Genomic DNA, 25,591 nt, shown 5'->3' on the forward strand with positions numbered 1-25,591 from the left:
TCGTTTAATTCTTTAATCATTTAATTTTAAATGCAAACCACAGATACAGTTCTAATGGTAGAGCCAATTGCTTTCGGATTCAACGAGCAAACGGCGGTTAACAACTATTTCCAAGTACAGCAGGAAGGAAATGTGCAGGAAGAAGCCTTGCAGGAATTCCATTCTTTTGTTGACAAACTGAGAGCGAAAGGCATCAACGTCATTACCATCAAAGATACGATTGAACCAAAAACGCCGGATTCTATTTTCCCTAATAATTGGGTTAGTTTTCACGCTGATGGAAAAATCGTTTTGTATCCAATGTTTGCCAAAAACAGACGTTTGGAAAGACGTGAGGATATCATTAATCAAATCAAAGAACAATTTGATGTCACAGACATCATCGATTATTCCAAGATTGAAAACGAGGACAAATATCTGGAAGGAACTGGAAGTATGATTTTCGACCACCATAATAAAATTGCTTATGGTTCTGTTTCGTTGAGGTTGGATGAGGAACTTTTTAGGAAATTCTGTAGTGAGTTTGGATTTACGCCAGTCGTTTTTCATTCTTATCAGACTGCTGGCGAAGAAAGATTGCCAATCTATCATACTAATGTAATGATGTGCGTGGCGGACAAATTTGTTGTCATCTGTCTGGATTGCATTGATGATGAAACGGAAAGACAAAATGTCATCGATTCCATCAAAAATTCAGGTAAAGAATTGATAGAAATCTCCGAAGACCAAATGCAGGATTTCGCGGGAAATATGCTTCAAGTCCAAAACAATTCAGGAGAAAAATTCCTGGTAATGAGCCAAAGTGCATACAAATCTTTGAAACCAGAACAAGTATCCGCGATTGAAAAATATTCAGAAATCATCTACTCCGATTTGGAAACCATAGAAACCAACGGTGGCGGAAGTGCCCGCTGTATGTTGGCGGAGATTTTCTTGCCGAAGAAATAAAATTCAATGAAAGCTACAAATTTTTGTAGCTTTTTTATTTTTCTATTGTCAATCTTCCAAAAAAATAGGATATTGCTGTCATTATTTAGCACAAATGGAATTAGAAACTTATAGCGAAGGTTTACACATCTTATTAACGTTAAAAGTAAGCGAAGAAAATCTACTGTTAGACTACGATTCCTTCATCAAAAGAGTAAAAGAAATCTTGCTGGAAAATGAAACAGAAGTCGTTGGAGAAACGCATCATATCTTCTCAAACGGCAGTTTCACGTCGGCAGTCATTCTCAAAGAATCTCATTTGTGCATCCACACTTGGCCGGAATTTTCACAACTGACTTTCGATATTTTGTTGTGCAATTATTTCGGAGATAATTCTCACAAGACCGAAACGATTGCCAAAGCCGTAACCGAGTATTTCTCTGGACACATCATCAAAGAACACAAAATCCGAAGATGATGAATTACACCTGTCCAAGTTGCAAAAAAGAAACTTCCCTAGACCTCGATTTCACCGTTGAGAGTTTTATCTGTAAGTCTTGCTCGATGTTGAGTGAGCAGGGGAAAATCATCAAAAATGTCAGAAAACCAACCGAAAATGTGGTTCTCGAAGTTGGTCAAAAAGGAAAAATAGATGGAACTGAATATACCGTGGTTGCCATCGTGGTCAAGAAATATGGAAGTTCTGTTTTCTGGCGAGAGTATCACCTTAAAGATAAAAATCTGAATGACGCATTCCTAAGCGAAAGCAACGGCCATTGGGTGATAATGTTCCCAAAGGAAATGCCTAAAAAAGAATTCAAATTCCACGCAGAGTTTGAGGACAAAAAATACCGCTGGTACGAATCTACGCCAAACAGTATTGAGTCCGCAACTGGTTTCTTCGAAGATAAACTCAAGTTCAGTTTAGCGACGTATAAGGAGTTTGTCAATGGAACAGAGATGGTTTCTATGGAACAAGTTGGAACTGACAAAACTTTTCTTTGGGGAAAACACATCTCAAAAAATGAAATCAAGAAAGCGTTCAAACCTGCTTATATGCCAAATTATTCGGGGATTGGGATTGTTCAGCCGTACTATGTGAACCCAAGACAGTTGCTGAATGTGTTCATCGTTGTGGCGTTGATAATGAGTTTGTTTCAGCTTTACAACACAGTTTCCAGAAGCAATTATGAGGTTTTCAGCGATAATATTAGATTCGATTCTGTCCGAAGTAAAGAATTGATTTCCAAATCTTTTGACCTGAATGGCGCATCAGCCCCGCTTAATGTCAAACTCGCTTCCAATGTCGATAATTCCTGGGCAAATGTAGAATTAAGTTTGGTTAATGAAAATTCCAACGAAATCGAATACACCTCCCAAGATATCGAACAATATTACGGCTACGAAAGTGGCGAAAGCTGGTCTGAGGGAAGTAAAGAAAAAGAATTCAATTTCTGTGGTGTTGCGCCAGGAAAATATCACTTCTCAATCAGCGCACAGAAACAAGGTTTTGAACAACCGGCAGGCGAAACTTTCTATGCGCCAGATGGCAAAAAGACGTTCGCTTACACAGGCGATGGTTTTGTAGATGTCATTCTTCCATCGGGCGAAAAAACAGCAGTGAGCCTTGAAAATCTTCAACAAAATGATTCCGCGACGTTTGCAGAATTGGAACAAGCGAAGGCTTTCAAACTGAAAAATCCAAACTTCTCAACCAATATTCCAGACACAGATTCTGCCAATCCCAATTTCGCCATTCAGGCTTTTTGGAAACCGGTTAGTTTTTGGAATTACTTTATCATTCTCGGAATTATGGCTGTGCTTGTTGGACTCAATTATTGGGGAAAATATCTTTTTGATAAAACCAAATGGGAAAACAGCAACTATTCACCTTTTAACGATTACACGAGCTGATGGAAAAAATCATTAATTACATCAAAAAATATAAACTTGTCGTCTTCGCAGGCGTGTTTTTTCTGGGTTGGTTTCTCTATTTGACCTATACCGGAAACCAGTTTTGCGATTGTGCAAAGACCGAAAAATACAGGGATGGAACCTCAAGATACCGCTCGCACGGAACGTCCGTTTACAGATATTATCACAAATAACTTTGATTAAAAAAACAAGAAACAATGGGAGAATTTAATTATTTACCGATAGTCAATTCAATATTATACGCTTTTTTGGGAGTCGCAATTCTCTTGGTTTGCTACCTCATCATCGAAAAACTGACGCCGGAAAAAACCTGGCACGAGATTTCAAAAAACAACAATACCGCTTTGGCAATTATTCTGGGCGCTTTTATCATCGGGATTTCCATCATTATCAGCGGAGCGATTCATGGATAAAAAACGCATTTCTTTTGAATTGCTTCTGCTTTTTTCGGTGTTTGTCATTGCGACTTGCGGACTGATTTACGAGTTGGTGGCGGGCGCTTTGGCGAGTTATCTTTTGGGAGATTCTGTGAAGCAGTTTTCTTTCATTATCGGCGTTTACCTTTTTTCGATGGGCGTTGGGTCGTATTTTGCAAAGTTTATTCACAAGGATTTGCTGAACAAATTTGTTGAGATTGAGATTCTCGTCGGCGTCATTGGCGGAATCAGTTCGGTGGTTTTGTTCTTTTTGTTTAATACGATTCAGCATTTTGAGCCGGTTTTGTACCTTTTCGTTTTTGTGACGGGATGTTTGGTCGGCTTGGAAATTCCATTGTTGATGAATATCCTGAAGGATAAAGTTGCTTTTAAAGATTTGGTTTCCAACGTTTTCGCATTTGATTATATCGGAGCGTTATTAGCATCAATTCTTTTTCCATTAGTTTTGATTCCAAGTTTGGGGATTATCAAAACGCCACTTTTTTTTGGTTTGATTAATATTTCAATTGCCATTTTTCTCTCTTTCTATTTGGAAAAAGAATTGAAAAACCCAATCGCTTTGAAGGCCAAATCCATTGTTGCCTTTTTGGGATTGGTCGCTTTATTTATTTTTTCGGATAAACTTTTGGCGTTTTCTGAGGAAAAATTGTACGGTGAAAATATCGTTTACGCCAACAATTCGCCTTACCAAAGAATTGTTTTGACGCGGAACGACAAAGATTTCCGACTTTATCTCAACAACAATCTCCAGTTTTCTTCCGCCGACGAATACCGCTATCACGAGGCTTTGGTTCATCCCGCAATGTCTATGGCCAAAAATATTTCCAACGTTTTGATTTTGGGCGGAGGCGACGGTTTTGCGGTGAGAGAAGTTTTGAAATATAAAGACGTGAAGAACATCACGCTCGTAGATTTGGACGGCCAGATGACCAATTTTTTCAAAGACAACGAAACGATGAAAAAACTGAATCACAGCGCACTTTCCAACCCGAAATTACAAATCATCAACAAGGACGCGTACATTTGGATTAAGGAAAACAAGAAGAAATACGACGTCATCATCATCGATTTTCCGGACCCTTCCAATTACAGTTTGGGAAAATTATATTCGGTTCAGTTTTACAAGGAATTGGAAAAAGTTACAACGTCTGACACCAAAATCGTAGTGCAAACCACTTCGCCATATTTCGCACCGAAATCTTTCTGGTGCATCGAGAAAACCATCAATCAAATTTTTTCTTTCACAACGGCTTATTACACTTATGTTCCAAGTTTTGGAGAATGGGGATTTTGTTTCGCATCGTTCCAACCGATTGATAATAAAATCGTTAGAAAAATTCCTGATTTGAAATTTTATGATTATAATTTTAAGCAAATGTCCTACTTCAGCAAAGATATGAAAGCTGAAAATCTGGAAGTTAATCGACTAGACAATCAGATTTTGGTTCGATATTTTGATGAAGAATGGGGCAAAATCCAGTAATTTAAATCCTTAAAATTGTCTCAGAATCGCAATCCAATTTCCCGAAAATCCTTTCTCACAACAATGTTGTGGGCTGGGGCAATGTTGCCGTTTCTGCAATATTGTAAGCAGAAATCAAAGTCGATTTTATTGAAGATGACGGGAACGAACTATGTTTTAGGACATCAACTTTGGGCAAAAGATTTTCCTAAAGCAACTGAGGAAATCCGAACCAAATTCCTGATTGTCGGCAGTGGAATATCCGGACTTTCGGCTTGCAGACATTTGACCAAAAACGATGAAACGGATTTTCTTCTGGTCGAAATGGAAAATCATTTGGGAGGAAATGCTTCAAATGGCGAAAACAAGTTCTCAAAATTCCCGCTCGGCGCCCATTATTTGCCAATTCCAAACAAAGAAGATTTGGATTTGATTGAGTTTCTGAAGGAATGCAAAATCTACCTCGGCGATGACGAAAATGGATTGCCAACCTTCGATGTCGAGCAACTCACGTTCCCAAAAGAAGAGCGACTTTTCTTCAAAAATGAATGGCAAAATGACCTCACGCCACAAAACGGAATTTCATTAAAAACAAAAAAAGAATTCGAGCGTTTTTTCAAATTAATGGACGAATTCCGGATCAGAAAAGATGCGTCTGGAAAGTATTGGTTTGATATTCCATTGGACAAATCCAGCCAGGAAACTGAAGCGAAAAATCTTGATAAAATCACATTTGAAAGCTGGCTTCAATCCAACCATTTCGAATCCGAAGAATTGCTTTGGCTGATGGATTATTCCTGCAAAGACGACTATGGTTTGGGAATGAAATACGTTTCTGCGTGGGCGGGAATCCATTATTTTGCGGGACGAAAAAACAATTGGGCGACCAACCGCCACGACCAGGTTTTCACTTGGCCAGAAGGAAATGCGCGATTGGCAAAGCATCTTTCGAAGTTTGCGGAAGATAAAAATCTATCACAACATTTGGTTTACAATGTCTCTTGGAATGCGGAAAATGTGGAGGCTTTGGTTTTTGATAATCAAACTAAAATCTCTAAAAAAATTATTGCCGAAAAAGTGCTTTTTGCAACGCCACAATTAGTGAATCAATATATTTTCAAAGACAGAAAACTGAAAAATTTCAATTATGTGCCTTGGCTATTGGCGACTTTGACACTGAAAAATGAATTTGGTGGCGGTGAAGAATTGGCTTGGGATAACGTGATTTTTGGGACGGAAGGTTTGGGTTACATTAATGACCAACATCAAAACCTCAGTCAAAATGTGGGCGAAAAAGTCATCACCTATTACCGAAGTTTTTCTACGGACGACTGCAAAAAAGCTAGAAAAAAATTATACTATCAAAAAGATGAAGACTTGAAAAAACTGATTCTTGCAGATTTGAAAGTCGCGCATCCCGAGATTGAAGATTTCATCCTTGATATTCAGTTTCATAAGTTGGGTCACGGGATGATTTCTCCGATTCCAAATTTTATTTTCGGAGCCGAAAGAGCTTTGGCGAAAAAAAATATCGATGGGAAAGTGTTCTTTGCTCACTCAGATTTATCGGGGATTTCCATTTTCGAAGAGGCTTTTCATCAAGGTATCAATGCGGTAAAAGAAATGCTGAAATGATGGGACAGCCGTGGATTCATAATGCGAAAACGGATTGGCGTTTTATCTTGTCTCCGCCATTTTTGGTGTTGACGGTGGTGATTTTGTTTCAAAGTCAGATTCAAAATCTGGAAAACCATTATTCGTTCTACACTTGGTTGATTCTCATCGTTTTTGTAGATGTGGCGCACGTTTACTCAACATTATTCAAAACGTATTTCATTAAGGACGAATTCCAAAAGCGGAAACTTTTGTACTTGGGCATTCCGGCAATCAGTTTGATTCTCGGTTTGATTTTCTATCAGTTTGGGAGTTTGTTCTTTTGGTCAGGTTTGGCTTTGGTCGCGGTGTTTCATTTTGTGCGTCAGCAATATGGTTTTATGAGATTGTACGCGAGATTTGAGGCGAAAGGTTTTTCAAAATTTTGGGATGGCTTGGCCATTTATTCGGCAACGATTTTTCCTATGCTTTATTGGATTAAGACGCCCAGAGCTTTCAATTGGTTTGTGGAAAATGAGTTCAGTTGGACAAGCTCAATTCCGAATTATTTACCTGCAATCACGGTGATTTATTTTGTGATTCTCGCCATTTGGATATTGAAAACCATTTATCTCTTCATTAATGAAAAATCATATAACATTCCGAAGAACGCCATCATTGCCGGAACATATATGTCTTGGTACTTTGGGATTGTTTATTTCAATAATGATTTGATTTTTACCTTACTCAATGTTATTTCTCACGGCATTCCGTACATCGCTTTGATTTACATCCGCGAAATTGAGCAGAAAGATGATTTAAGCTTAAAAAAACTTTCCATCTTCAAAACCAGCTTCGGGATTTTCTTGTTTGTTTTGATTCTTCTGGGCTTTGCTTTTTTCGAAGAAATGATGTGGGAAATCTTAGTTTGGCGGGAACATTTTTCTATTGAGAGCTTTGAAGTTTCCATCACTTGGCAACAGTTTTTGGTTCCACTTTTGGTCGTGCCTCAACTCACGCATTATTTGCTGGATGGATTCATCTGGAGAAATCAGAAAGAATAAAAAAACTCCCAAATTGCTTCGGGAGTTTCCTTTGAAAAAAATTTAACGTGATATATAATTTAGTTATCTGGTGCGGTTTTTAATAGCGTCGGAAGCACTTTCTATGTCTCTCACTTTCTTCACTTTGTTGTTTCCGAAGTTGTAAGTCAAGCTCACCATTACGCCTCTTCGGAATTGGTCATTTTTGATGTAGTTGTAATTTCCATTCGCTTGATAATCCTCGATTTCTACAACATTCGTTCTCAATACATCTCTCACATCGACTGCAAATGTCCAGTTGTTCCAGATTTTTTTGAGGTTGAGATCTAAGCTCATCAAATCTTTAAGCAAACCTAATTCAATCTGTTGTTTGTCCACATAGAATCCGTTGACACCAAGGAACCAAGTTTTCTTTTTGTCTAGTCTAATATTGTTATTCATCTGAATAAGAAGACTTGTGGAACTGATGTCGTTCGTGTAAGTCGGGAAAATGTCGCCGGTCGTTGGATCCATACTCAGACTTCCTTTATTTTTGTTGTATTGGATTCCGATGTTGAAATTGGTGCTCCAATATTGTTTGAAGAATGATTTTTGCAAACCAAGCATTGCAGAAAGTTCGTGTCTATCACCAAAGTTCGTTCTGATGTAGCGCAACTCATTCTTAGTTCCCATTTGTCCATTGGCATATTGTACGATTCCTTGCAATGGCACTTGCGTGATTTGGTCTTTCACAAATGAGTGATTCACTACCAAGAAATAAGAGTTTTTGAACATATAAGTCATCTCTTGATTATAAACAGAAGACGCTTTCACAAAAGGATCATTCTGAGTGTAATTGTCATCCGTCAAAATATTTCTCACAGGATTGACTTCCCAAAAACTCGGTCTTCTCATTCTGCTGGAGAAGGCGTAGGAAATATTGTTTTTATCATTGATAGCGTAGTTTAAACTTAGATAAGGCAAGAAATTGTTGAAGTTTCTTTCGATCCTTGCATAGGCTGGATTCTGAGAATTATCCGATGTTCCAAGACTGTTTGTAATCTCATATCGCGCTCCGATTTTCCCAGAGAATTTTTCTGAAAGTTTCTTTTCCAAAGTCAAATACGCGCCGTAGATATTTTCATCATAAATGAAATGGTTGGGTTCATTTTTAGTTGGTCTTGATGGATCTACAAAATAAGTATCATTCTTTGTATCATTATCCGTTTTGGTTTTATTATAATTTCCACCCACAGAAACCGTGAAATCTTTCTTGAATTTCTTGATGTAATCTACCATTCCCGAGAAATTGTTGATGTATTGTGGCAAATCCTGAATGGTTTGTTTACTAAGACCTAAGTCGTTTCCGAAAGCATTGGAGAAAATAGTTCTGTTGTCGGTGATTTGAAATCTTCTGTAATTAAGATAAGCGGCATTCAAATTCAATTTGCTTCCCAAAGTATCTGTTTTTAATTCATAGTTTAGGTTTAATGAATTATTATAAGATCTTGCGTTTTCGCGGTTTCTGGAAATGCTGTATTTTTTTTCTAATAAGCCAGAAATTGGATCTGGACCTTCCGAGATATTGAAAAGATCAACTCGTGAATCATAACTTCTGTTTGCCCAAGAATTCCAAGTCAAGGCTAAGTTGCTGTTGTCATTCAATTGATAATCAATGTTGATGTAGCCTCCAAGATTTTTGTTTGGATCGTCGATATTTCCGGTAGATTCATTGGAATATTCTCCATTTCTGTTTTTTAACGTGTATTCTTGCGCTTGGATATTATCGCTTGTAGATATGTTTCCGGATATTCCCAATTTATCTTTTCTATAATTGATAGAGGCACTTGCAGAACTTGCGTTGTATTTGTTCTGAGAGTTGGACATTCTCAAGTTTCCGTTAGTTCCGTCGGTCATTTTTTTCTTCATGATGATGTTGATGATTCCGTCAGAAGATTCCGCTTGATATTCACTTCCTGGTGTTGTAATCACCTCAATTTTCTGAATATTTTCAGCTGGCGTATTTTTTAGAAACTGAGCCAGAGATTCCGCATCCATATTCGTTTTTCTTCCATTAATGAAAATCAAAGCATTGTTTTTTCCTGCGATTCTCAAAGTCTTGTCGTCTGTGGAAGATAATAATGGCGTTTGTTTCAGAATTTCAAAAGTTGTGTTTCCTTTTGCAACAGGAGAGTTGGCAACGTCATAAACAAAACGGTCGCTTTGCTTTTTGAAAACTTGTTTTGTAATCGTAACTGCTTCAATGTTTTTTGTATTCGCAGAATCTGTTTTGGTTTGCTGGGCAGAAATCATTCCGGAGAAAAAGATGGCTGCGATGAGTATTTTGGCTTTCATAATTTATTTTGATTAGAGTAGTTTGTTTTTCTTACTATTTGATATTGCAAAGATATGTAATTAAATTAGTATTATGCAATACAAAGTAGTAAATAAAAATGTTTATTGCTTTTAAAGTATTGGTTATCAGTAATAAAAAATTTTCATCAAATTTATAAGTAAGACAATCTGATGCAATATTTTGTTACATCAAGATTGTAATAAATTAAAAAAAGCCTTTGCAAAATTTTGCAAAGGCTTAATTATCTGAAAGTTCAGACTTGAATTTTAAGGGATTTATTTTTTTATATTAATGAAAACTCTAAATCAAAACAGCATTCGGATTTTCAAATTCTTCATTTTTCTCAAAGTGCGAAAGACTTGTCAACGTAGAAGTTGCAATTTGATGCAAAGCTTCCGCTGTAAAGAAAGCCTGATGCGCCGTCACCAAAACATTAGGAAAACTCATTAATCGCTGGATTGTGTCATCCTCGATAATCGTATGCGACAAATCGCGGAAAAACAATTTTTCTTCCTGCTCATAGACATCAATGCCGAGATAGCCGATGTGTTTGGATTTCAAACCTTTGATTGCCGCTTTTGTGTCAATCAATCCACCTCGGCTGGTGTTGATAATCATCACATTAGGTTTCATTTTTTTGATGGAATCTGCATTAATCAAATGACGTGTAGAATCCATCAAAGGACAATGAAGTGAAACAATATCAGATTCCGAAAGTAATTGTTCTTGAGAAACATATTCGATTCCCAACGCTTTAAGTTCTTGATTTTCTGCAATGTCATAAGCCAGGATTCTCGCTCCAAATCCTTTCGCAATCTTCGCAAAAGCCGCTCCGATATTTCCCGTTCCAATCACACCGATTGTTTTTTGATAAAGATTAAAACCCATCAATCCATTCAAAGCAAAATTCTGCTCACGAACGCGATTGTACGCTTTGTGAGTTTTCCTGTTAAGCGTCAGAATCATCGCCATTGCGTGCTCTGCAACAGCTTCTGGAGAATAAGCGGGAACTCTGCAGACTCTCAAGCCCAGACGTTTCGCCGCTTCCAAATCCACATTGTTGAAACCTGCGCATCGCAACGCAATGTATTTCACGCCTTTTTTCGCAAGAGAATGCAGAACGAAAGCATCCAGTTTGTCATTCACAAAAGCACAAACAGCATCGGAATGATCTACCACATTCAGAATGTGCGGACCAAGATGCGTTTCAAAATAATCAAGTTCGAAATTGAAATTCTGATTGACTTTGTCAAAGAATTCTTTGTCGTAAGGTTTGGTGGAGAAGAAAGTGATTTTCATAAGCAGTTATCTATTTTTTTCTATGGTCATCTGCAATCGCTAATCGTGAGATGGATTTTTTTAACTCTACTAAATGCGATTTCATACATTAAAGTTACTGAGTTTAGTTTTAAATGTTGATTATTCTTTATTGATTTTCCTCAGTTTCCCGATTTTTACGGAGTAATTTCTTCTCAACAAAAATAGTTGCGAAAGGGAAAAAAGCGCCCATCAATGCGAAGATAGATTCCTCGTCATCCCAAGAAAATATTTTTCTAATCGCAGGAAGAAAGATGAGATAAAGCGTAAAAAAAAGTCCGTGGAGACTTCCCACAGTACTGATGTAAATAATGGCGAAAATATCTTCTGGCTCTACACGAATCCAAACCATCGCTGTGAAAAGGAAAAACCAAGAAATAGCTTCTGCAACACAAATCTGCTTGAACCATTTGGTGACTTTTTCTTCCGGATATTTTGAGTAATATTTTTCTATAATGTTCATAATTATGGTAAACCTAATGTTGGACTGAATTCACTTTTAACAATAAAACCTTTGTAATTATTTGGTAACCATTTAATTTTTCTCACAGTCTTAATGATCTGATTTTCAATCAATGGTTTAAATTGTTCATTTTTAGGATTTTGAAGTTTAATATCGATTCTTAAATCTGTCATTTCTCCATTTTTATCAATTACAAAATCAACAATCGCATAAGAATAATAATCTTCAGCTTTTCTAATGACGTAGTCTTTTGGTAAACTAAAGTTAACCCAAAATTCTTTATTTAAAATATCTTGTTGTTTGATGACAAAATCTCTATCCAAATCTTCATAATTATGAAAAATACGATTTGGATTTTCTTTAATAAAAATTTCTAAAGCTTGTAGTTTTTTATTTTTGAAAAATTCTTTTCCAAACTTAGCTTCAGCATATCTTGTCATACTAGATTTATAACATAAGCTATCCGTATAATATCCTGAAATGTCACTTCCCATCCAAAGACCTCCAAAAGTAATATTTTCTTCACTTAGAATTTTAGCAAATTCTTTTTCCTGCAGAAATTCTTCACCATCTGGAGCGGGAACGTTGATGTAATAAAGAGTTTTTATTTTAGAATCTATCGATGCTTTTTCAGAATCTTTCTTGCAATTCTTTTCAAATTTTTCATTTAACTCTTCAATCCATTTTTTTCGTAGAGAATCTGATTGTGAATAAATAAAAGCACAATTTAAAACTAGAAATAAAACTAATAATTTCTTCATAAAATTATTTATAAAAACTACTTCCATCAAGATACTCAAAAACTTCCGGAGGCAACATTGGTCGTGTGTTTTTTCCAGCTTTTATCATATTTCGAATTTCAGTCGCAGAAAGTTCTATGATTGGCGCATCGATTTGATGAATATTTTCGTGGTTTTTTAATTCTGTCACATTGAGCGGAGTCGAAATGTCTTCACCGAAAATCCTAGGATAAACGATAATCTGATAATTTTCCAAAAGCAATTCGTAGTTTTTCCATTTGTGAAGGCTTCCCAGATTGTCTTCGCCCATAATTAATGAAAATGAAAAATCTGGATATTTTTCTTTCAGATAAGTCAAAGTATCAATCGTATAGCTAGGAACTGGCAGAGAAAATTCGACATTGGAAGCGCGCATTTTTGGATAATTTTTGATGGCAAGTTGCACCATATCCAAACGATTATGGTCTTTCAAAAGTGATTTTTTGTCTTTGAAAGGATTTTGCGGACTGACCACAAACCACAATTCCTCCATATCAGAATTTTCCAAAATATAATTTCCTAAAATCAAATGACCGATATGAATAGGATTGAATGATCCGAAAAAAAGTCCGATTTTCTTTGAGTTTCCCAAAATTGTAATGCTTTTGAATCTCAAATTTAAAGAATTAAAATGTCAATCAGAAATCAAATTCTAATTCAGAACCTGCGATTTCTCATTTATAGTTTTGATTTTCAAATCAATAGTTTTAATTTTGCACACGAAACACAAATGAAACCACTTTTTACGCTCCTCTTTTTTTGCTCTTTTGTTATCAATTCTGCGCAAAAATCGGCTCCAGATTCACTGTTGTTGATTTTAAGTCAAACGAATGACCCCGACAAAATCATCCAACTTCAGAATCAGATTTCTGAGGCGTATCAATCTTCGGACCCATCGCAGATGCAGAAGTTTGCAAAGCTCGCGCTGATGAATTCTAAAAAAAGTAACAATCCTATTCAAAAGGCAAAAGCGTATCAGAACATTGGGATTTCCTACATCATTTTAAGCGATTACGACAAGGCGATTCAGAATTTTGAAGCGTCGGAACAGATTCTCATCAATCAAAAAAATCCATCGAAAGAATCGCAGGAAATCTTGGCAAAAACATTGGGAAGCAAAGGCATCGCATTTTCCGAAAAAAACAATTATGCAAAAGCTTTGGAATATGATTTCCGGGCGGTGAAAATCTATGAAAATCTGAAAAATAAACTTCAACTTTCCAAGATTTACAACAACATTGGCGTGATTTATAATTCCATTGACGATGGAAAAAAAGCCTTGGAATATTTCCTAAAAGCCAATCAGCTTCAGAAACAAGACAACAATCCTGCGGTGGCGGTGAGCGCTTCCAATATCGGTTTGATTTACCTTAATCAAAATCAAAAAACCAAAGCAAAACAATATTTTGATGAGAGTTTGAAAGCCTTCGAAATCCATCCCAATGCAAGAGGTTTGGGCGAACTTTATAACAATTATTCTAGATATTATATTTCTGAAAATCAATATGATTTGGCTAAAGAATTTTTGTTGAAAGCAGAAGAGACTTTCATAAGCATCGAAGACCAATTCGGACTTTCTGATACTTATCTTTTGCTGGGAGAAATTTATTTTAAAGAAAATCATCCCGAAAAATCGCTTGAATTTGCGGGGAAAAGTTTGGAAATAGCTAAGGAATTGGAACTTCCCGAAACCCGAATGAAGTCTGAGAAACTGCTTTCCGACATCTATGACAAGCAAGGAAATCAGGAATTGGCGTTGCAACATCTTCGTAATTACAACTTCGAAAAAGACAATCTCGAGAAAATCATCAACGAACAACAACGTCTGAAAACCGAACTCGATTTTCATTATGAAAAAGAGCAACTTGAGAAGAAGGAAACAGAAATGCGGGCAAAATGGTTGGTGATTTTGGGTTTCGTGGTTCTGGCTTTTGTCTTGGTCGGTTTGTTTTTCTACTTCCGAAACAGAGAACGCGAAAAAACTTTGATGTTGCAAAAACAACTCGCCGAGTTTGAGCACAAAGCTTTGCATTTGCAGATGAATCCGCATTTTGTGTTCAATTGTCTGGCTTCGATTTCGTCTTTCATTATGCAAAACGGAAAGGAAGATGCGATGAAATATCTGTCCAAATTTTCCAAACTAATGCGACTGACACTGGAGTTTTCCAAAGAATCATCCATCCCGATCGATAAAGAAATTGAGGCGTTGCAAAACTATCTTGAGCTGGAACAATTGAGATTCAATCAGAAGTTTGATTTTAAAATTAATAAAGATTCGGAAATCGAGGATGATACGGCGATTCCGTCTTTGCTTTTGCAACCTTATGTGGAAAACGCGATTATTCACGGTGTTGCGCCAAAGGATGGAAAAGGCTTTATCAAAATCGATTTTACGCAGAAAGATGAACAGCTGATTTGCGTGATAGAAGACGATGGCGTAGGAATAGATACATCGAGAGAACTCAAGAAAAACTCTGTGAATGTTCACCAATCGATGGCTTTGGACATTTCCAAAAAACGATTGAAAACCTTGGAAGAACTTGAAAATAAGAAAGTGAATCTGAAAATCGAGGAACTGAAAGATGAAAATAATAACAGCCGAGGAACCAGAATCACACTGGAACTTCCGTTGAATTACATAAATGATTAAGATGATAAAAGCTGTATTAATAGATGATGACGGCAATCTGCGCGAAGGAATGAAGATGATGATTAATCTCTACGCGCCGGAAATCCAAATCGTGGGCGAGGCAGATAGCGTGAAAACTGGAACAGAACTGATGGAAACGGCAAAACCCGACATCGCATTTCTGGATATTCTGATGAACGACGGAACTGGTTTTGATATTTTGGAAAAGCTGAATGAGAAATTTGGGAACGTGAATTCTCACATTATTTTCATCACGGCTCACGAGGAATTTGCGATTAAAGCATTCAGATTTAGTGCATTGGATTTCCTTTTGAAACCTGTGAATCCTGAGGAATTACAAAGTGTTTTGAAGAAAATTAAAAACGTCATCCATCAAAATAGAGATAGCAGAAACATCGGCTTGCTTCTGGAAAATATTCAGAAAAAGTCGGAAGGTTTCAAGAAAATTGCACTTTCTACTTCGGAAGGCATTCATCTTTTTGAAATCAAAGACATCATCCGTTGCGAAAGTGAGGACAATTACACCAAGTTTTTCATCAAAAATCACAAGCCGGTGATGATTTCCAAAACGTTGAAAGAATATGAGGAAATGCTGAAAGACCAAGGCTTTGAAAGGATTCATCAATCACATCTCATCAACTTAAATGAACTGAAATCTTACATCAGAAAAGAAGGCGGATTTGTGATAATGTCAGACGATTCTCAGCTTCCGGTTTCTCAGCGGAAAAAGGAAAGGTTGCAGGAACTGATTAGTAAACTATAAATTCTAATTCAAAATAACCGAATTCTAATTGACAGGCGATTTTAACATAAAAACACAATAATTTTATAAAACAAAAACACGAATGATGAAAAAACTATTTATTTGGCTTGTATTCTTTTCTATAGGAATGCAGGCTCAAAATGTTTCTTTTGCAGATGCGAATTTTAAGGAAGCTTTCTTGGGGACTAATTTCAGCAATTTTGTCCTTTGCTATGACCAAAATGGAAACAACCTATTAGCGGACCAAGATGGCGATGGCGAGATTTCACTTTCCGAGGCATCTTTGGTTTATAGAATAGAAGTGAGACACATTAGCAATTATAGCAGTTTGGGAGGCATTAATTCCTTTGTGAATTTGGAGTCACTCTATTATATAAACGATGGGATGTCTTCGCACATTCACGGGAAAATAGGCGATATAAACATCGATGGACTTAATAATCTGAAAATCTTTAATTTATCGGGATGTGATATCGAAAGTGTTAGCATTAAGAATTGTCCGAATCTTTTGGAGATAAAATCTGCTTATACAGATACTTATAACGCTTCAACTTATGATGTTCACGGAGATACGCAAGCTTTTACGGTTGATAATTGTCCGCAAGTGAAGACGATATTTTGGACTAATAACAATTTGGCAGTTTCCAACATCAGCAATTGTCCGAGCCTTACAAACCTAGAGTTGCGAGGGAATTCTCTTGTGACTTTTGATGCGTCACCCCTTACAAATCTGGAGCATCTGGATGTTTCGAATAATCAGCAGACATTTGGAGGATTTAGTACGGGTGAAGCTAATTTTGACCCATCACTCACGAGTTTGAATATTAATGGATTGTCAAAATTGGAATATTTGAATGTGAGCAATCAATTACTTTCGAGTTTGGATTTGGCGCAGGTTCCTCTATTGGAAACGCTAGACTGTCAGAACAATAAACTCACGAGTCTCAATCTGCAACCTACATCAGTTTTAAAACATTTGAATGCAGGCAGTAATCAACTTACCAATCAAGAAGTAGATTTTTCTAAGCTTAATTTTGAGAATCTTTACTTGAACTTAGCCTATAATCTGTTGAGTGGAGAAATTAGTCTTAATTCTTCAGTCAACAATTTTAGTTATTTGAATCTAGGTCATAATACGATTACAAGCTTTGTTGTAAACGGATCAATAAATATTAATAACAATATTGAACCATATTTGAATCTTGAATCCAATCAGTTATCCAATTTGATGATTTCAGGAGAAAGTTACTTAGGGGAACTATTTATATCAGACAATCCAATTGCTATGATAGATTTACCTCTAGTTTATATGAAGGGATTATATGCAGATTATACGAATATTAATAATATCAATGTTGGAAATACTAAAATATTAAAAATCGAAGGAATATCGTCCGAAAAATTCAAATTGTCTATGGTTAAAAGGGATTTTAGTATCGGAGGCGGAATGTATATCTCTAATAATCCCAATCTAAAAGAATTAGATATATCAGTCGCTGGTTCTCCGTTTGAATACATTAGTGATAATCCTAATTTAGAAAGTATTTTTGCCAAAAATGGTATTAATGATTTTGCAGGATATGGTAATTTTTCTAATAATCCTAAATTAAAATTTATCTGTGTGGATGATTCCGAGTTAAGTAATGTCAAGAATTCTTTAGATTATTTCGGCTACAATAACATTTCTGTTAACACTTACTGCTCTTTCACACCAGGCGGAAACTTCAACACCATTTCCGGAACTGTAAAATTCGATGCCAACAACAACGGTTGCGACGTATCAGACAACGCTTTCGAATTTTTGAAACTTCAAATAAATGATGGAACAAACTCTGTAGAAACCTTTGCTCAGAAAGATGGGAGATACGAGTTTTACACACAAGCTGGTAATTTTAATGTAGTTGCACTTGCAGAAAATCCAACTTTATTTACAGTTTCTCCGGCAAATTTCAGTACGAATTTTGCGGATAATAACAATAATGTCTTCACTCAAGATATTTGTGTCACAGCCAACGGAAACCAAAACGATGCTGAGGTCGTGATTGCACCATTGACCAACGCAAGACCGGGATTTGATGCGACTTACAAACTAGTTTGGAGAAACAAAGGAAACACAACGCTGTCCGGAAAAGTAGTTCTGAATTACGATGCCAGCAAAATGACTTTCCAAAATAGTTCACTTCCATATTCCGTGGCGAGCAGTGGAACTTTGGAATTTGATTACACCAATCTGAAACCTTATGAAAATACAGCTTCAGAAATTACATTCACGATTAATACGCCAACTCACACAACAAATCCAGTCAATTCTGGTGATATTTTGACTTTCAATGCGCAGATTACACCAAACAGCACAGACTTGACGCCGGATGATAACAATTTTGGTTTCAACCACACTGTTGTAAATTCCTTTGACCCAAATGATATTGTTTGTCTGGAAGGCGAAACGATTCCGTCTGTAGCTGTTGGGAAATATCTGCATTATGTCGTTAATTTTGAAAATAGTGGAACGGCAGAAGCGGAAAATATTGTGGTAAAAATGGACATCAATCCTGCAGAATTTGATATCAATACGCTTCAATTACAAAATGCTTCTGCTGATGTGATGACGAGAGTCACTGGAAATAAAGTGGAGTTTATCTTCAAAAAAATCAAACTTCAAAGTGGCGGTCACGGTAATGTTTTATTGAAAGTAAGGTCTCTCAACACACTTCAAGAAGGTGATAATGTGACGAATAGCGCAGAAATCTATTTCGATTATAATTTCCCGATTGATACCAACGATTACATCACAGAAATCCAGGACGAAAATTCTGTTTTGAAGGCTAAAATAAATTACGAAGCGAATCAATTCAGCAATAACAATTATCCGGTGGATTTTGATGGAAGTCTTAGTACAGGAGCAATCACAAATTATGTTTGGGAATTTTCCGGAACTCCTACAATTAGCTCAACGACAGTTGCAAGTCCATCAGTAGTTTATAACGTTCCAGGAAATTACACTGCAAAATTGACTGTTTCGGATGCTGATAATAAAACATCTTCTCAAACCATATCATTCAGTATTGGAGGAAATTCTGCGGATATTTCGACTGGAAAAGCTTCGGATGGAAATCTGATGAGCATAGATTCTGACGACGACGATTGGAAAGGTTACGACGTCAACGGAACAGAAATGACTCCGAAAGTAAGACAAACTTTCTCTGGCTGGAGCTACGCAGACATCGGAAACGGAAACAACAGCCGTTGGATTTCTCTGAATAATTTTGAAGGTTATTACACTTACAAAAGCCGAGAATTTGCAATCCCGGAAAACGCAACCGATGCAAAACTGAATCTAAGATCATTGTCATTCGTCAGAAACTGGACTTATCTTGTGAAAATAAATCCGGACGGAAGCGAAGACGAAATCGAAATCACAAAAACACAATGGTTGAGCGACGGTTTCAAAGGTTGGGTCAACAGCCGAAGCCCGAAAGTGGATAATTACAGTTTGCCCGCCGGAAGATATTACATCAAAGTTTTGGTATTCTCCAACAACTCTACCGTGAGACAATCTTTGGATGTGAACGCCATTGTTTCTTGCTCAGCCGGATTAATCTTTGCTAATAAAAAATCCAATGTGCCTCCAACTTTAGGAAATGAAGATTTGAAATCTAATGAAATTTCTGTCTATCCGATTCCAACAAAAGGAGAAGTGAATGTGGTAGCCAAAGAAAATCTGAAATCCATAGAATTGTACGATTCTGCCGGACGGATTTTGCAAAACCAGATTTTAAGTTTGCCTTCGAAGAATGTCAAATTTAATATTAATGCCAATCAAGGTGTTTATTATCTGAAAATAAAAACCGAAAACAAAGTGATAACGCGAAAAGTTATCAAAGAGTAAAACAAAAATCCCGATTCAAATTCTGAATCGGGATTTTTTATGATTTAGTTTAAATTTTTTTAATCGTGGAAAATCACATCTCTGATATTCAAGAAGTGCGAAACATTTCCTTTCCAATGATTTTCTTCTATCGTAAATGCCAAATCGAAAGTTTTAGTTTTAAAATCTTCTGCAAATTGTCCAAAACGGAAACCCACACATTCGATGTTTCTACCGTTTGTGGGCTGTAGAATATTGAATTTGAGATGAGAACTTTCTTTCCCCATCAATCTCACATAACCGTTCACTTTAACATTTTTAAGAACCAAAATCGGCTTCATATTGTGAGGTCCAAATGGTGCTAATTTTCTGTGAAAATTGATGAATTCGCGGTTCAGATCTTCTGGATTTACAACGCTGTCGATATAAATCGAAGGCTCTTTTTGATGCTCCTGAATATTATTCTTAACGTAATCTTCAAATTTGATTTTAAACTCTTCAAACTTTTCTTTTTCCATAGAAAGTCCTGCAGCCGCTTGATGTCCACCAAATTTCATAAACAAATCAGAGCAATGTTCCAATGCCTTGTGAATGTCAAAATCCGAAACAGATCTTGCAGATGCGACCAATTCGCCATTGTTACCTTCTGTAAAAACCAAAGTAGGTTTGAAATAATTTTCTATCAGTCGTGAAGCCACAATTCCAATCACGCCTTTGTTCCAGCTTGGATCATAAACAATCGTAGAATAACGCTCGGTTTTTTGCAATTCCAAAGCTTGGCTCATCGCAGATTGCGTGATGTTGATGTCCATTTCCCGACGTTCATCATTCAGGTTGATGATATTTTCAACCATTTGCTGAGCCTGTTTCAAGTTGTCCGAAATCATTAGTTCAACCGAAGCTTTCGCGTGAGAAATCCTTCCCGCTGCGTTGATTTTCGGAGCAATGTCAAAAACGATATTCGAAATTTCAAAATGCGCCAATTTTTCTTCCGGAATCAAAAGTCTTAATCCAAATTTTCTTGTTTTTCTAAGGAATTTCAAACCTTGCATTGCCAAAACTCGGTTTTCTCCAGTCATCGCAACAATATCAGAAGCGATGCTAATTGCCAAAAGATCTGTCAATTCAAATAATTCACTTTCCGGAATTTTATAGATGGTGTTAAGACCTTGGCAAAGTTTGAAACCTACGCCACAACCGCTCAATTCCTTGTAAGGATATCGGCAGTCTTTTCTTTTTGGATCCAGAACTGCAACAGCATTTGGGAGTTTTTCGCCCGGCAAATGGTGATCGCAAATGATGAAATCTACACCTACAGAATTGGCGTAATCTATCTTGTCAACCGATTTGATTCCGCAATCCAAAGCGATAATTAATGAAAATCCATTATCTCTCGCAAAATCGATTCCTTCATCAGAAATTCCGTAGCCTTCTACGTTTCTGTCTGGGATATAAAAATCAAGATATTTTTTGTCAACGATCTTGCTGAGGTACAAGTACATCAATGCAACAGCCGTGGTTCCATCGACATCATAATCGCCGTAAACTAATATTTTTTGTCCGTTTTCTATGGCTGTTGCGATGCGTTCTACCGCTTTTTGCATATCTGCCATCAGAAAAGGATTGTGGATGTCGGTTCCGTTTGGTTTGAAGAATTCGCGGGCTTTTTGATAATTATCAATCTCGCGCATCACCAGGATTTTGGATTCTAAAGTTCCAAAACCAATAGAAGAAATTAATCCATCAACAATCTCTTCGTCCGGTTCAGTTTTATAGATCCATTTTTGACTCATAGCTACAAAAGTAATGAAAAATTTATCGATGAGGAATTAAAAAAGCTACCAATTTGATTGATAGCTTGTATTGAAAATCAAAAATTTTATTCTTAATTTTTGATGAATTTTTTAGTCTCAATTCCGGATTTTGTTTCTATGGAAATGATGTAATTTCCCTTTAATAAAGAAGAAATGTCAATTTTTAAAGTTTTTTCCGTGTTGTTTGCTGATTTGATTAATGATCCTTTGATGTCATAGATTTTTATCGATTTGATAAGTTCATTAGATTTTACATTAATGAAATCTGAACTTGGATTTGGGAAAACATTTATTTCAGTTTTAGCAACATCATTAGCCTCAAGATAATCCATATCTTTAATGATAATATTATCGACAATAAAACCACTTCCGTCGTTATCAAACTCGAAATTCAAATCATTTGCTCTTACGACTTTGGAGCTGAGTGGAGAAGTGTGAACCAATTGATTGTCAAGATAATATTTTATGTTTTTTTCAGTAACGTGGTCGATTTCAATTTTTAAATTATACCATTTTCCTGGAATCCACGTTCCGAGAGCTTGAAAATTGAGATCATTATCAGCATAAAAATTTCCACTGATTAAAAAATTAAATCCTCCAGCCCAAGAATAATTTCCATTGTTGTTGTAATATAATGATAACATATAATATTCTGAGCTTTCCAATTTTTCCAGCTTCACATCTGCGGAAACCGAAAGCCTGTTGTATTCCGGGATTTTTTTGAAGAGATAAGTCATATTTTCTGTGTAGTCGTTCGTGCTTGTCACTTCCACAGAATTATTCCCATCGGTCGCTTTTCCAGTTACAACTTTGAAATTATTATTCGGAACATTATCTGTTTTTACAGTCCATTCTTTTTGTCCGATAAGAGTTCCGAGATTGTAACCTTCGGATGTTTCAAAAGAAATTTTTTGTTGTTGCGCTGATATTGAAATCGATAAAAAAACTGTTGCTAAAGAGAATAAAAATCTTGTCATAAATCAAATTAAAAAGGAAGGCGAATTTAAAGAAATAATTCCAATAGTTTTTTATCTAATGTTTTGACAAGCAAAGTTCAGCAAGAAGGAAAAATTTGTTGAATAACAAAATATTTTTTCAAATGCTGAAAAGTGTCGCTCCTACGGAGCTTCGCATTAGAGATGGATTTTGGCTACAAACATTTCGCTCCTACGGAGCTGTATTAGTTAGGATTGATAATAAAATGCACTCAAATATTGAAAAGGAAAAGCCTCATTGGAGCGAAACATTTGTAGTCGACAAAATCAGAATGATTTTTAGCAAATATTCAATAAGCAAAGCTCCATAGGAGCGAAATGTTTGTAGCAACAAGAATAAAAAAACAAAATGAGAACTCCAAAGGAGTTCAATGCTTTCCAATACAAATTTTGGTGGAAAAAAGTAGTTATTTAGAATCAAAAAACCTTCCGAAAAAATTCGAAAGGCTCTGAAAGTCTATATTTTCCAAGTCTATTTAGTATGATTCATCGCGTTCGCATCGATGTTTACATTCAAGCCTTGCGCCACTCGCATTCCCAACTCTATATTCGCTCGGAAGAAATGACAAAGCTGACGGTTGATAATTTCATCTCGTTTTGGTCCATCAATTCCGCTCATATGTCCAACAATGTTGTTGACCAAAGCTGTTCTGGCGTCTTGATCTAAAGCCTTAGTGTAAAATAAACCAGGTTGCGTGTAATGGTCGTCATCGTTTTGGTTTCTGTCGAAGTGCGCCACACGAGAATTATCGAGTTCATATTCCAAATTCTTGTAAGATGGCTCTGGCTCTACATCGCTGAAGCTGTTCGGGAAATAGTTTGGTTTGTCTCCATAATCAGAATCGCTTGCCATTGCGCCAGCTCTCTGGAAATTGTTCACAGCAAACGGACATTTGTTAACTTCAAGTTGATGGGAGTTTACGCCCAATCTATATCTGTGTGCATCGGCGTACGAAAATAATCTTCCTTGCAACATTTTGTCTGGAGAAAAACTGATTCCGTCAACCAAATGACTTGGCGCAAAAGCGGATTGCTCTACGTGAACGAAGTAATTTCTAGGCACTTCATTCAGTTCCATCACGCCAACTTCCTGCAATGGAAATTCGTCTTGGAACCAAACTTTAGTCACATCAAACGGATTCCAACGCCATTCTTTGGCTTGCTGTTCCGTCATTGTTTGGATGTAAAGTGTCCATTTTGGGAAATTTCCAGCTTCGATTTCATTCACCAAATCTTCCTGAGAGAAATCCGGATTTTCGCCTTTCATTTTTGTGGCTTCATCATCTGTGAAGTTTTTGATGCCTTGTTGCGTTTTGAAATGGAATTTGACCCAAGTTCTTTCATTGTTTTCATTAATCAAAGAAAAAGTGTGGCTTCCAAATCCGTGCATATGTCTGTATCCATAAGGCGTTCCTCGCTCAGACATCAATATTAAAACTTGATGAAGTGATTCCGGATTCAAAGACCAAAAGTCCCAAACCATCGTTTTGCTTTTCAGATTGGTTTTTGGTAAACGTTTTTGAGTATGAATGAAATCTGGGAATTTTTTAGCATCCTTAATAAAGAAAACCGGCGTATTGTTTCCAACCAAATCCCAGTTTCCATCTTCGGTGTAAAATTTCAAAGCGAAACCTCTCGGGTCTCTTTCTGTGTCGGCACTTCCCATTTCGCCACCAACGGTAGAAAATCTCGCAAACATTTTACAAGAATTTCCCACTTTAGAAAAAAGTTTCGCTCTTGTGTATTTGCTAATGTCGTGTGTCACAGTGAAAGTTCCGTAAGCACCTGAACCTTTGGCGTGAACAATTCTCTCTGGAATCCTTTCCCTTACGAAATGTGCAAGATTTTCCTGAAGAATAAAATCCTGTAAAAGTACCGGACCACGCGGTCCAACAGTCTGTGAATCCTGATGCTCAAAGTACGGCGAGCCAACAGAATTGGTGAGTTTTTTCTTATTGTCCATATTTCAGATTTATGATTTGTATTCTATTTTCTAAGCGAAATTCGAGAAAAAAACTTATTTATGAAACAAATTAATAATTATATTTGCAATAGATAAAATAAATTACAACCCGTGAATATCCAACAGTTAGAATATCTGATCGCAGTTGATAAATATAAGCATTTTGGCAAAGCAGCGCAAGCTTGTTTTATCACACAACCAACATTGAGCGCAATGATTCAAAAATTTGAAGATGAGCTTGATGTAAAAGTTTTTGACAGAACGACACATCCAATCAGAACCACAGATGCAGGCGGAGAAATCATCAAAGAAGCTCAAAAAGTGATTGATTCTGTGATGGAATTGAGAAACAAAGCCAATTTCCTGAATAACATTCTTGCAGGAAAATTAAATCTCGGAATTATTCCAACAGTTTCCAGTTATATCCTTCCAAACGAAATTTTTAGTTTCCTAAAGAAAAATCCACAGATTGAATTGAATATCAAGGAAATGACAACGGAAAGCATCATCAAATCTTTGAAATCCGGAGAGTTGGATGCAGGAATTATTTCTACGCCTTATTCAGCAGCGGATGAGTTTTACCAGGATTTTCTTTTTAATGAGGAATTGATGTTGTATTCTGCAAATCAAGAAGAAGGGACGAAGAAAGATTGTTTTGTGGTGCCAGAAGATATTGATGTGAATAAAGTTTGGCTTTTGGAGGAAGGAAATTGCCTTAGAACGCAATTCGAAAACATCTGTCATCTGAAAGAAAATTCTTTGAAGCCTAACAATTTGGAATTTGCCGCCTCAAATGTCAATACATTGATTCAAATGGTTGATAAAGTGGGTGGAATTACAATTCTATCCGAAATGGGCGTTCAGCAATTGTCTCCAGAACAGAAAACCAGAGTTTCAAGATTCATCAAACCTTTCCCATACAGAGAAATGAGTTTGATCTATTATAAGCCGACTTACAAACAAAAAATCCTTGATGAATTGATTTCTGAAATCAAAACTTCGATGGATTCCAGACTTAATTATTATAAAGATCCGGAAAATTACAAAAGTATTAAACCTGAATAAATTCATACTTGGTTAATATGAATTGATTTTGAAAATTAAAATTTAGTTTGTAAATTTGCCCTCGATTTTGATAAACGGAGGAGAACTTTGACTGATTGCAACCTCAATAAAAAATGCTAAAACAGATTTTTTCTCTTTTAGTTCCTTTTTTTAAATCAGTCGTTTATCCTTAAACAAATTAA

Annotated in this window: 20 protein-coding genes; 12 read left to right on the forward strand and 8 right to left on the reverse strand. The window is 36.4% G+C overall.

The genetic code is table 11. The features are described from left to right. The first annotated feature begins 30 nt into the window (after positions 1–30). The 8 genes from ctlX to B0I22_RS11630 all read left to right on the forward strand — a co-directional run bounded on the left by ctlX (position 31) and on the right by B0I22_RS11630 (position 7,418). Positions 31–948 (forward strand): citrulline utilization hydrolase CtlX, encoded by a 918-nt coding sequence (gene ctlX, locus B0I22_RS11595; RefSeq protein ID WP_133944988.1) that lies wholly within the window; start codon positions 31–33, stop codon positions 946–948. Between the two features lie 94 nt (positions 949–1,042). After that, positions 1,043–1,405: an S-adenosylmethionine decarboxylase family protein gene (locus tag B0I22_RS11600; RefSeq protein WP_133944990.1), complete on the forward strand. Its 363-nt coding sequence runs from the start codon at positions 1,043–1,045 to the stop codon at positions 1,403–1,405. Then, entirely contained in the window at positions 1,402–2,841 is a 1,440-nt protein-coding gene (locus B0I22_RS11605) for a DUF4178 domain-containing protein (protein WP_246022204.1), read from the forward strand. Before B0I22_RS11600 ends, B0I22_RS11605 begins: the two co-directional genes overlap by 4 nt. Continuing rightward, a complete protein-coding gene (locus B0I22_RS11610) occupies positions 2,841–3,035 on the forward strand; it encodes a hypothetical protein (RefSeq protein ID WP_228374632.1) in 195 nt (64 codons plus the stop codon). Before B0I22_RS11605 ends, B0I22_RS11610 begins: the two co-directional genes overlap by 1 nt. A gap of 24 nt (positions 3,036–3,059) precedes the next feature. Continuing rightward, a complete protein-coding gene (locus B0I22_RS11615; protein ID WP_034963198.1) occupies positions 3,060–3,275 on the forward strand; it encodes a DUF350 domain-containing protein in 216 nt (71 codons plus the stop codon). Beyond that, positions 3,268–4,782, forward strand: coding sequence for a polyamine aminopropyltransferase (locus B0I22_RS11620; protein ID WP_133944992.1), 1,515 nt, complete (start codon positions 3,268–3,270; stop codon positions 4,780–4,782). Before B0I22_RS11615 ends, B0I22_RS11620 begins: the two co-directional genes overlap by 8 nt. A 15-nt stretch (positions 4,783–4,797) precedes the next feature. Then, positions 4,798–6,396 (forward strand): flavin monoamine oxidase family protein, encoded by a 1,599-nt coding sequence (locus tag B0I22_RS11625; RefSeq protein ID WP_246022206.1) that lies wholly within the window; start codon positions 4,798–4,800, stop codon positions 6,394–6,396. Beyond that, entirely contained in the window at positions 6,393–7,418 is a 1,026-nt protein-coding gene (locus B0I22_RS11630) for a hypothetical protein (protein WP_246022208.1), read from the forward strand. Before B0I22_RS11625 ends, B0I22_RS11630 begins: the two co-directional genes overlap by 4 nt. Positions 7,419–7,481: 63 nt before the next feature. Here the strand turns inward: B0I22_RS11630 and B0I22_RS11635 are convergent, their stop codons facing one another. The 5 genes from B0I22_RS11635 to nadD all read right to left on the reverse strand — a co-directional run bounded on the left by B0I22_RS11635 (position 7,482) and on the right by nadD (position 12,907). Beyond that, positions 7,482–9,731 (reverse strand): TonB-dependent receptor domain-containing protein, encoded by a 2,250-nt coding sequence (locus B0I22_RS11635; protein WP_133944994.1) that lies wholly within the window; start codon positions 9,729–9,731, stop codon positions 7,482–7,484. A gap of 301 nt (positions 9,732–10,032) precedes the next feature. After that, the gene (locus tag B0I22_RS11640; RefSeq protein WP_133944996.1) at positions 10,033–11,031 is read right to left on the reverse strand and encodes a 2-hydroxyacid dehydrogenase; all 999 of its coding nucleotides are present in this window, start codon (positions 11,029–11,031) and stop codon (positions 10,033–10,035) included. 127 nt (positions 11,032–11,158) lie between these two features. Beyond that, positions 11,159–11,512 (reverse strand): DUF3817 domain-containing protein, encoded by a 354-nt coding sequence (locus B0I22_RS11645; RefSeq protein WP_133944998.1) that lies wholly within the window; start codon positions 11,510–11,512, stop codon positions 11,159–11,161. Between the two features lie 2 nt (positions 11,513–11,514). Further along, a complete protein-coding gene (locus B0I22_RS11650; protein ID WP_133945000.1) occupies positions 11,515–12,273 on the reverse strand; it encodes an energy transducer TonB in 759 nt (252 codons plus the stop codon). A 4-nt stretch (positions 12,274–12,277) separates the two neighbouring features. Further along, positions 12,278–12,907 carry a nicotinate (nicotinamide) nucleotide adenylyltransferase gene (gene nadD, locus B0I22_RS11655; protein ID WP_246022210.1) on the reverse strand — a complete coding sequence of 210 codons (630 nt, stop codon included), beginning with the start codon at positions 12,905–12,907 and terminating at the stop codon, positions 12,278–12,280. A 114-nt stretch (positions 12,908–13,021) separates the two neighbouring features. On the opposite strand from nadD, the gene B0I22_RS11660 reads away from it, so the two are divergent. From B0I22_RS11660 to B0I22_RS11670, 3 genes are all read left to right on the forward strand, one after another. Next, positions 13,022–14,941, forward strand: coding sequence for a tetratricopeptide repeat-containing sensor histidine kinase (locus B0I22_RS11660; RefSeq protein WP_166668226.1), 1,920 nt, complete (start codon positions 13,022–13,024; stop codon positions 14,939–14,941). Position 14,942: 1 nt separating this feature from the next. Then, positions 14,943–15,704 (forward strand): LytR/AlgR family response regulator transcription factor, encoded by a 762-nt coding sequence (locus B0I22_RS11665; RefSeq protein ID WP_133945006.1) that lies wholly within the window; start codon positions 14,943–14,945, stop codon positions 15,702–15,704. Between the two features lie 82 nt (positions 15,705–15,786). Beyond that, a complete protein-coding gene (locus B0I22_RS11670; protein ID WP_133945008.1) occupies positions 15,787–19,593 on the forward strand; it encodes a DUF7619 domain-containing protein in 3,807 nt (1,268 codons plus the stop codon). A gap of 59 nt (positions 19,594–19,652) precedes the next feature. On the opposite strand, the gene recJ is transcribed toward B0I22_RS11670, so the two are convergent. From recJ to B0I22_RS11685, 3 genes are all read right to left on the reverse strand, one after another. Continuing rightward, a complete protein-coding gene (recJ, locus tag B0I22_RS11675) occupies positions 19,653–21,365 on the reverse strand; it encodes a single-stranded-DNA-specific exonuclease RecJ (RefSeq protein WP_133945010.1) in 1,713 nt (570 codons plus the stop codon). A 92-nt stretch (positions 21,366–21,457) separates the two neighbouring features. After that, positions 21,458–22,363, reverse strand: a complete 906-nt coding sequence (locus B0I22_RS11680) for a T9SS type A sorting domain-containing protein (RefSeq protein ID WP_133945012.1) — start codon at positions 22,361–22,363, stop codon at positions 21,458–21,460. 490 nt (positions 22,364–22,853) lie between these two features. Further along, on the reverse strand, positions 22,854–24,344 hold the full coding sequence (locus B0I22_RS11685) for a catalase (protein ID WP_133945014.1): 1,491 nt from the start codon (positions 24,342–24,344) through the stop codon (positions 22,854–22,856). A gap of 111 nt (positions 24,345–24,455) precedes the next feature. Between B0I22_RS11685 and B0I22_RS11690 the strand changes: the two genes are divergently transcribed. Further along, positions 24,456–25,409 (forward strand): hydrogen peroxide-inducible genes activator, encoded by a 954-nt coding sequence (locus B0I22_RS11690; protein WP_133945016.1) that lies wholly within the window; start codon positions 24,456–24,458, stop codon positions 25,407–25,409. The last annotated feature ends 182 nt before the right edge of the window (positions 25,410–25,591 follow it).

It is taken from the genome of Epilithonimonas xixisoli (assembly GCF_004365655.1).
In the GTDB taxonomy this organism is placed as follows: Bacteria; Bacteroidota; Bacteroidia; order Flavobacteriales; family Weeksellaceae; genus Epilithonimonas; species Epilithonimonas xixisoli.

Coding starts and splice junctions, on each gene's coding strand:
- ctlX (WP_133944988.1), top strand. CDS start 31: ATGCAAACCACAGATACAGTTCTAATGGTAGAGCCAATTGCTTTCGGA.
- B0I22_RS11600 (WP_133944990.1), top strand. CDS start 1,043: ATGGAATTAGAAACTTATAGCGAAGGTTTACACATCTTATTAACGTTA.
- B0I22_RS11605 (WP_246022204.1), top strand. CDS start 1,402: ATGATGAATTACACCTGTCCAAGTTGCAAAAAAGAAACTTCCCTAGAC.
- B0I22_RS11610 (WP_228374632.1), top strand. CDS start 2,841: ATGGAAAAAATCATTAATTACATCAAAAAATATAAACTTGTCGTCTTC.
- B0I22_RS11615 (WP_034963198.1), top strand. CDS start 3,060: ATGGGAGAATTTAATTATTTACCGATAGTCAATTCAATATTATACGCT.
- B0I22_RS11620 (WP_133944992.1), top strand. CDS start 3,268: ATGGATAAAAAACGCATTTCTTTTGAATTGCTTCTGCTTTTTTCGGTG.
- B0I22_RS11630 (WP_246022208.1), top strand. CDS start 6,393: ATGATGGGACAGCCGTGGATTCATAATGCGAAAACGGATTGGCGTTTT.
- B0I22_RS11635 (WP_133944994.1), bottom strand. CDS start 9,731: ATGAAAGCCAAAATACTCATCGCAGCCATCTTTTTCTCCGGAATGATT.
- B0I22_RS11640 (WP_133944996.1), bottom strand. CDS start 11,031: ATGAAAATCACTTTCTTCTCCACCAAACCTTACGACAAAGAATTCTTT.
- B0I22_RS11645 (WP_133944998.1), bottom strand. CDS start 11,512: ATGAACATTATAGAAAAATATTACTCAAAATATCCGGAAGAAAAAGTC.
- B0I22_RS11650 (WP_133945000.1), bottom strand. CDS start 12,273: ATGAAGAAATTATTAGTTTTATTTCTAGTTTTAAATTGTGCTTTTATT.
- B0I22_RS11660 (WP_166668226.1), top strand. CDS start 13,022: ATGAAACCACTTTTTACGCTCCTCTTTTTTTGCTCTTTTGTTATCAAT.
- B0I22_RS11665 (WP_133945006.1), top strand. CDS start 14,943: ATGATAAAAGCTGTATTAATAGATGATGACGGCAATCTGCGCGAAGGA.
- B0I22_RS11670 (WP_133945008.1), top strand. CDS start 15,787: ATGATGAAAAAACTATTTATTTGGCTTGTATTCTTTTCTATAGGAATG.
- recJ (WP_133945010.1), bottom strand. CDS start 21,365: ATGAGTCAAAAATGGATCTATAAAACTGAACCGGACGAAGAGATTGTT.
- B0I22_RS11680 (WP_133945012.1), bottom strand. CDS start 22,363: ATGACAAGATTTTTATTCTCTTTAGCAACAGTTTTTTTATCGATTTCA.
- B0I22_RS11685 (WP_133945014.1), bottom strand. CDS start 24,344: ATGGACAATAAGAAAAAACTCACCAATTCTGTTGGCTCGCCGTACTTT.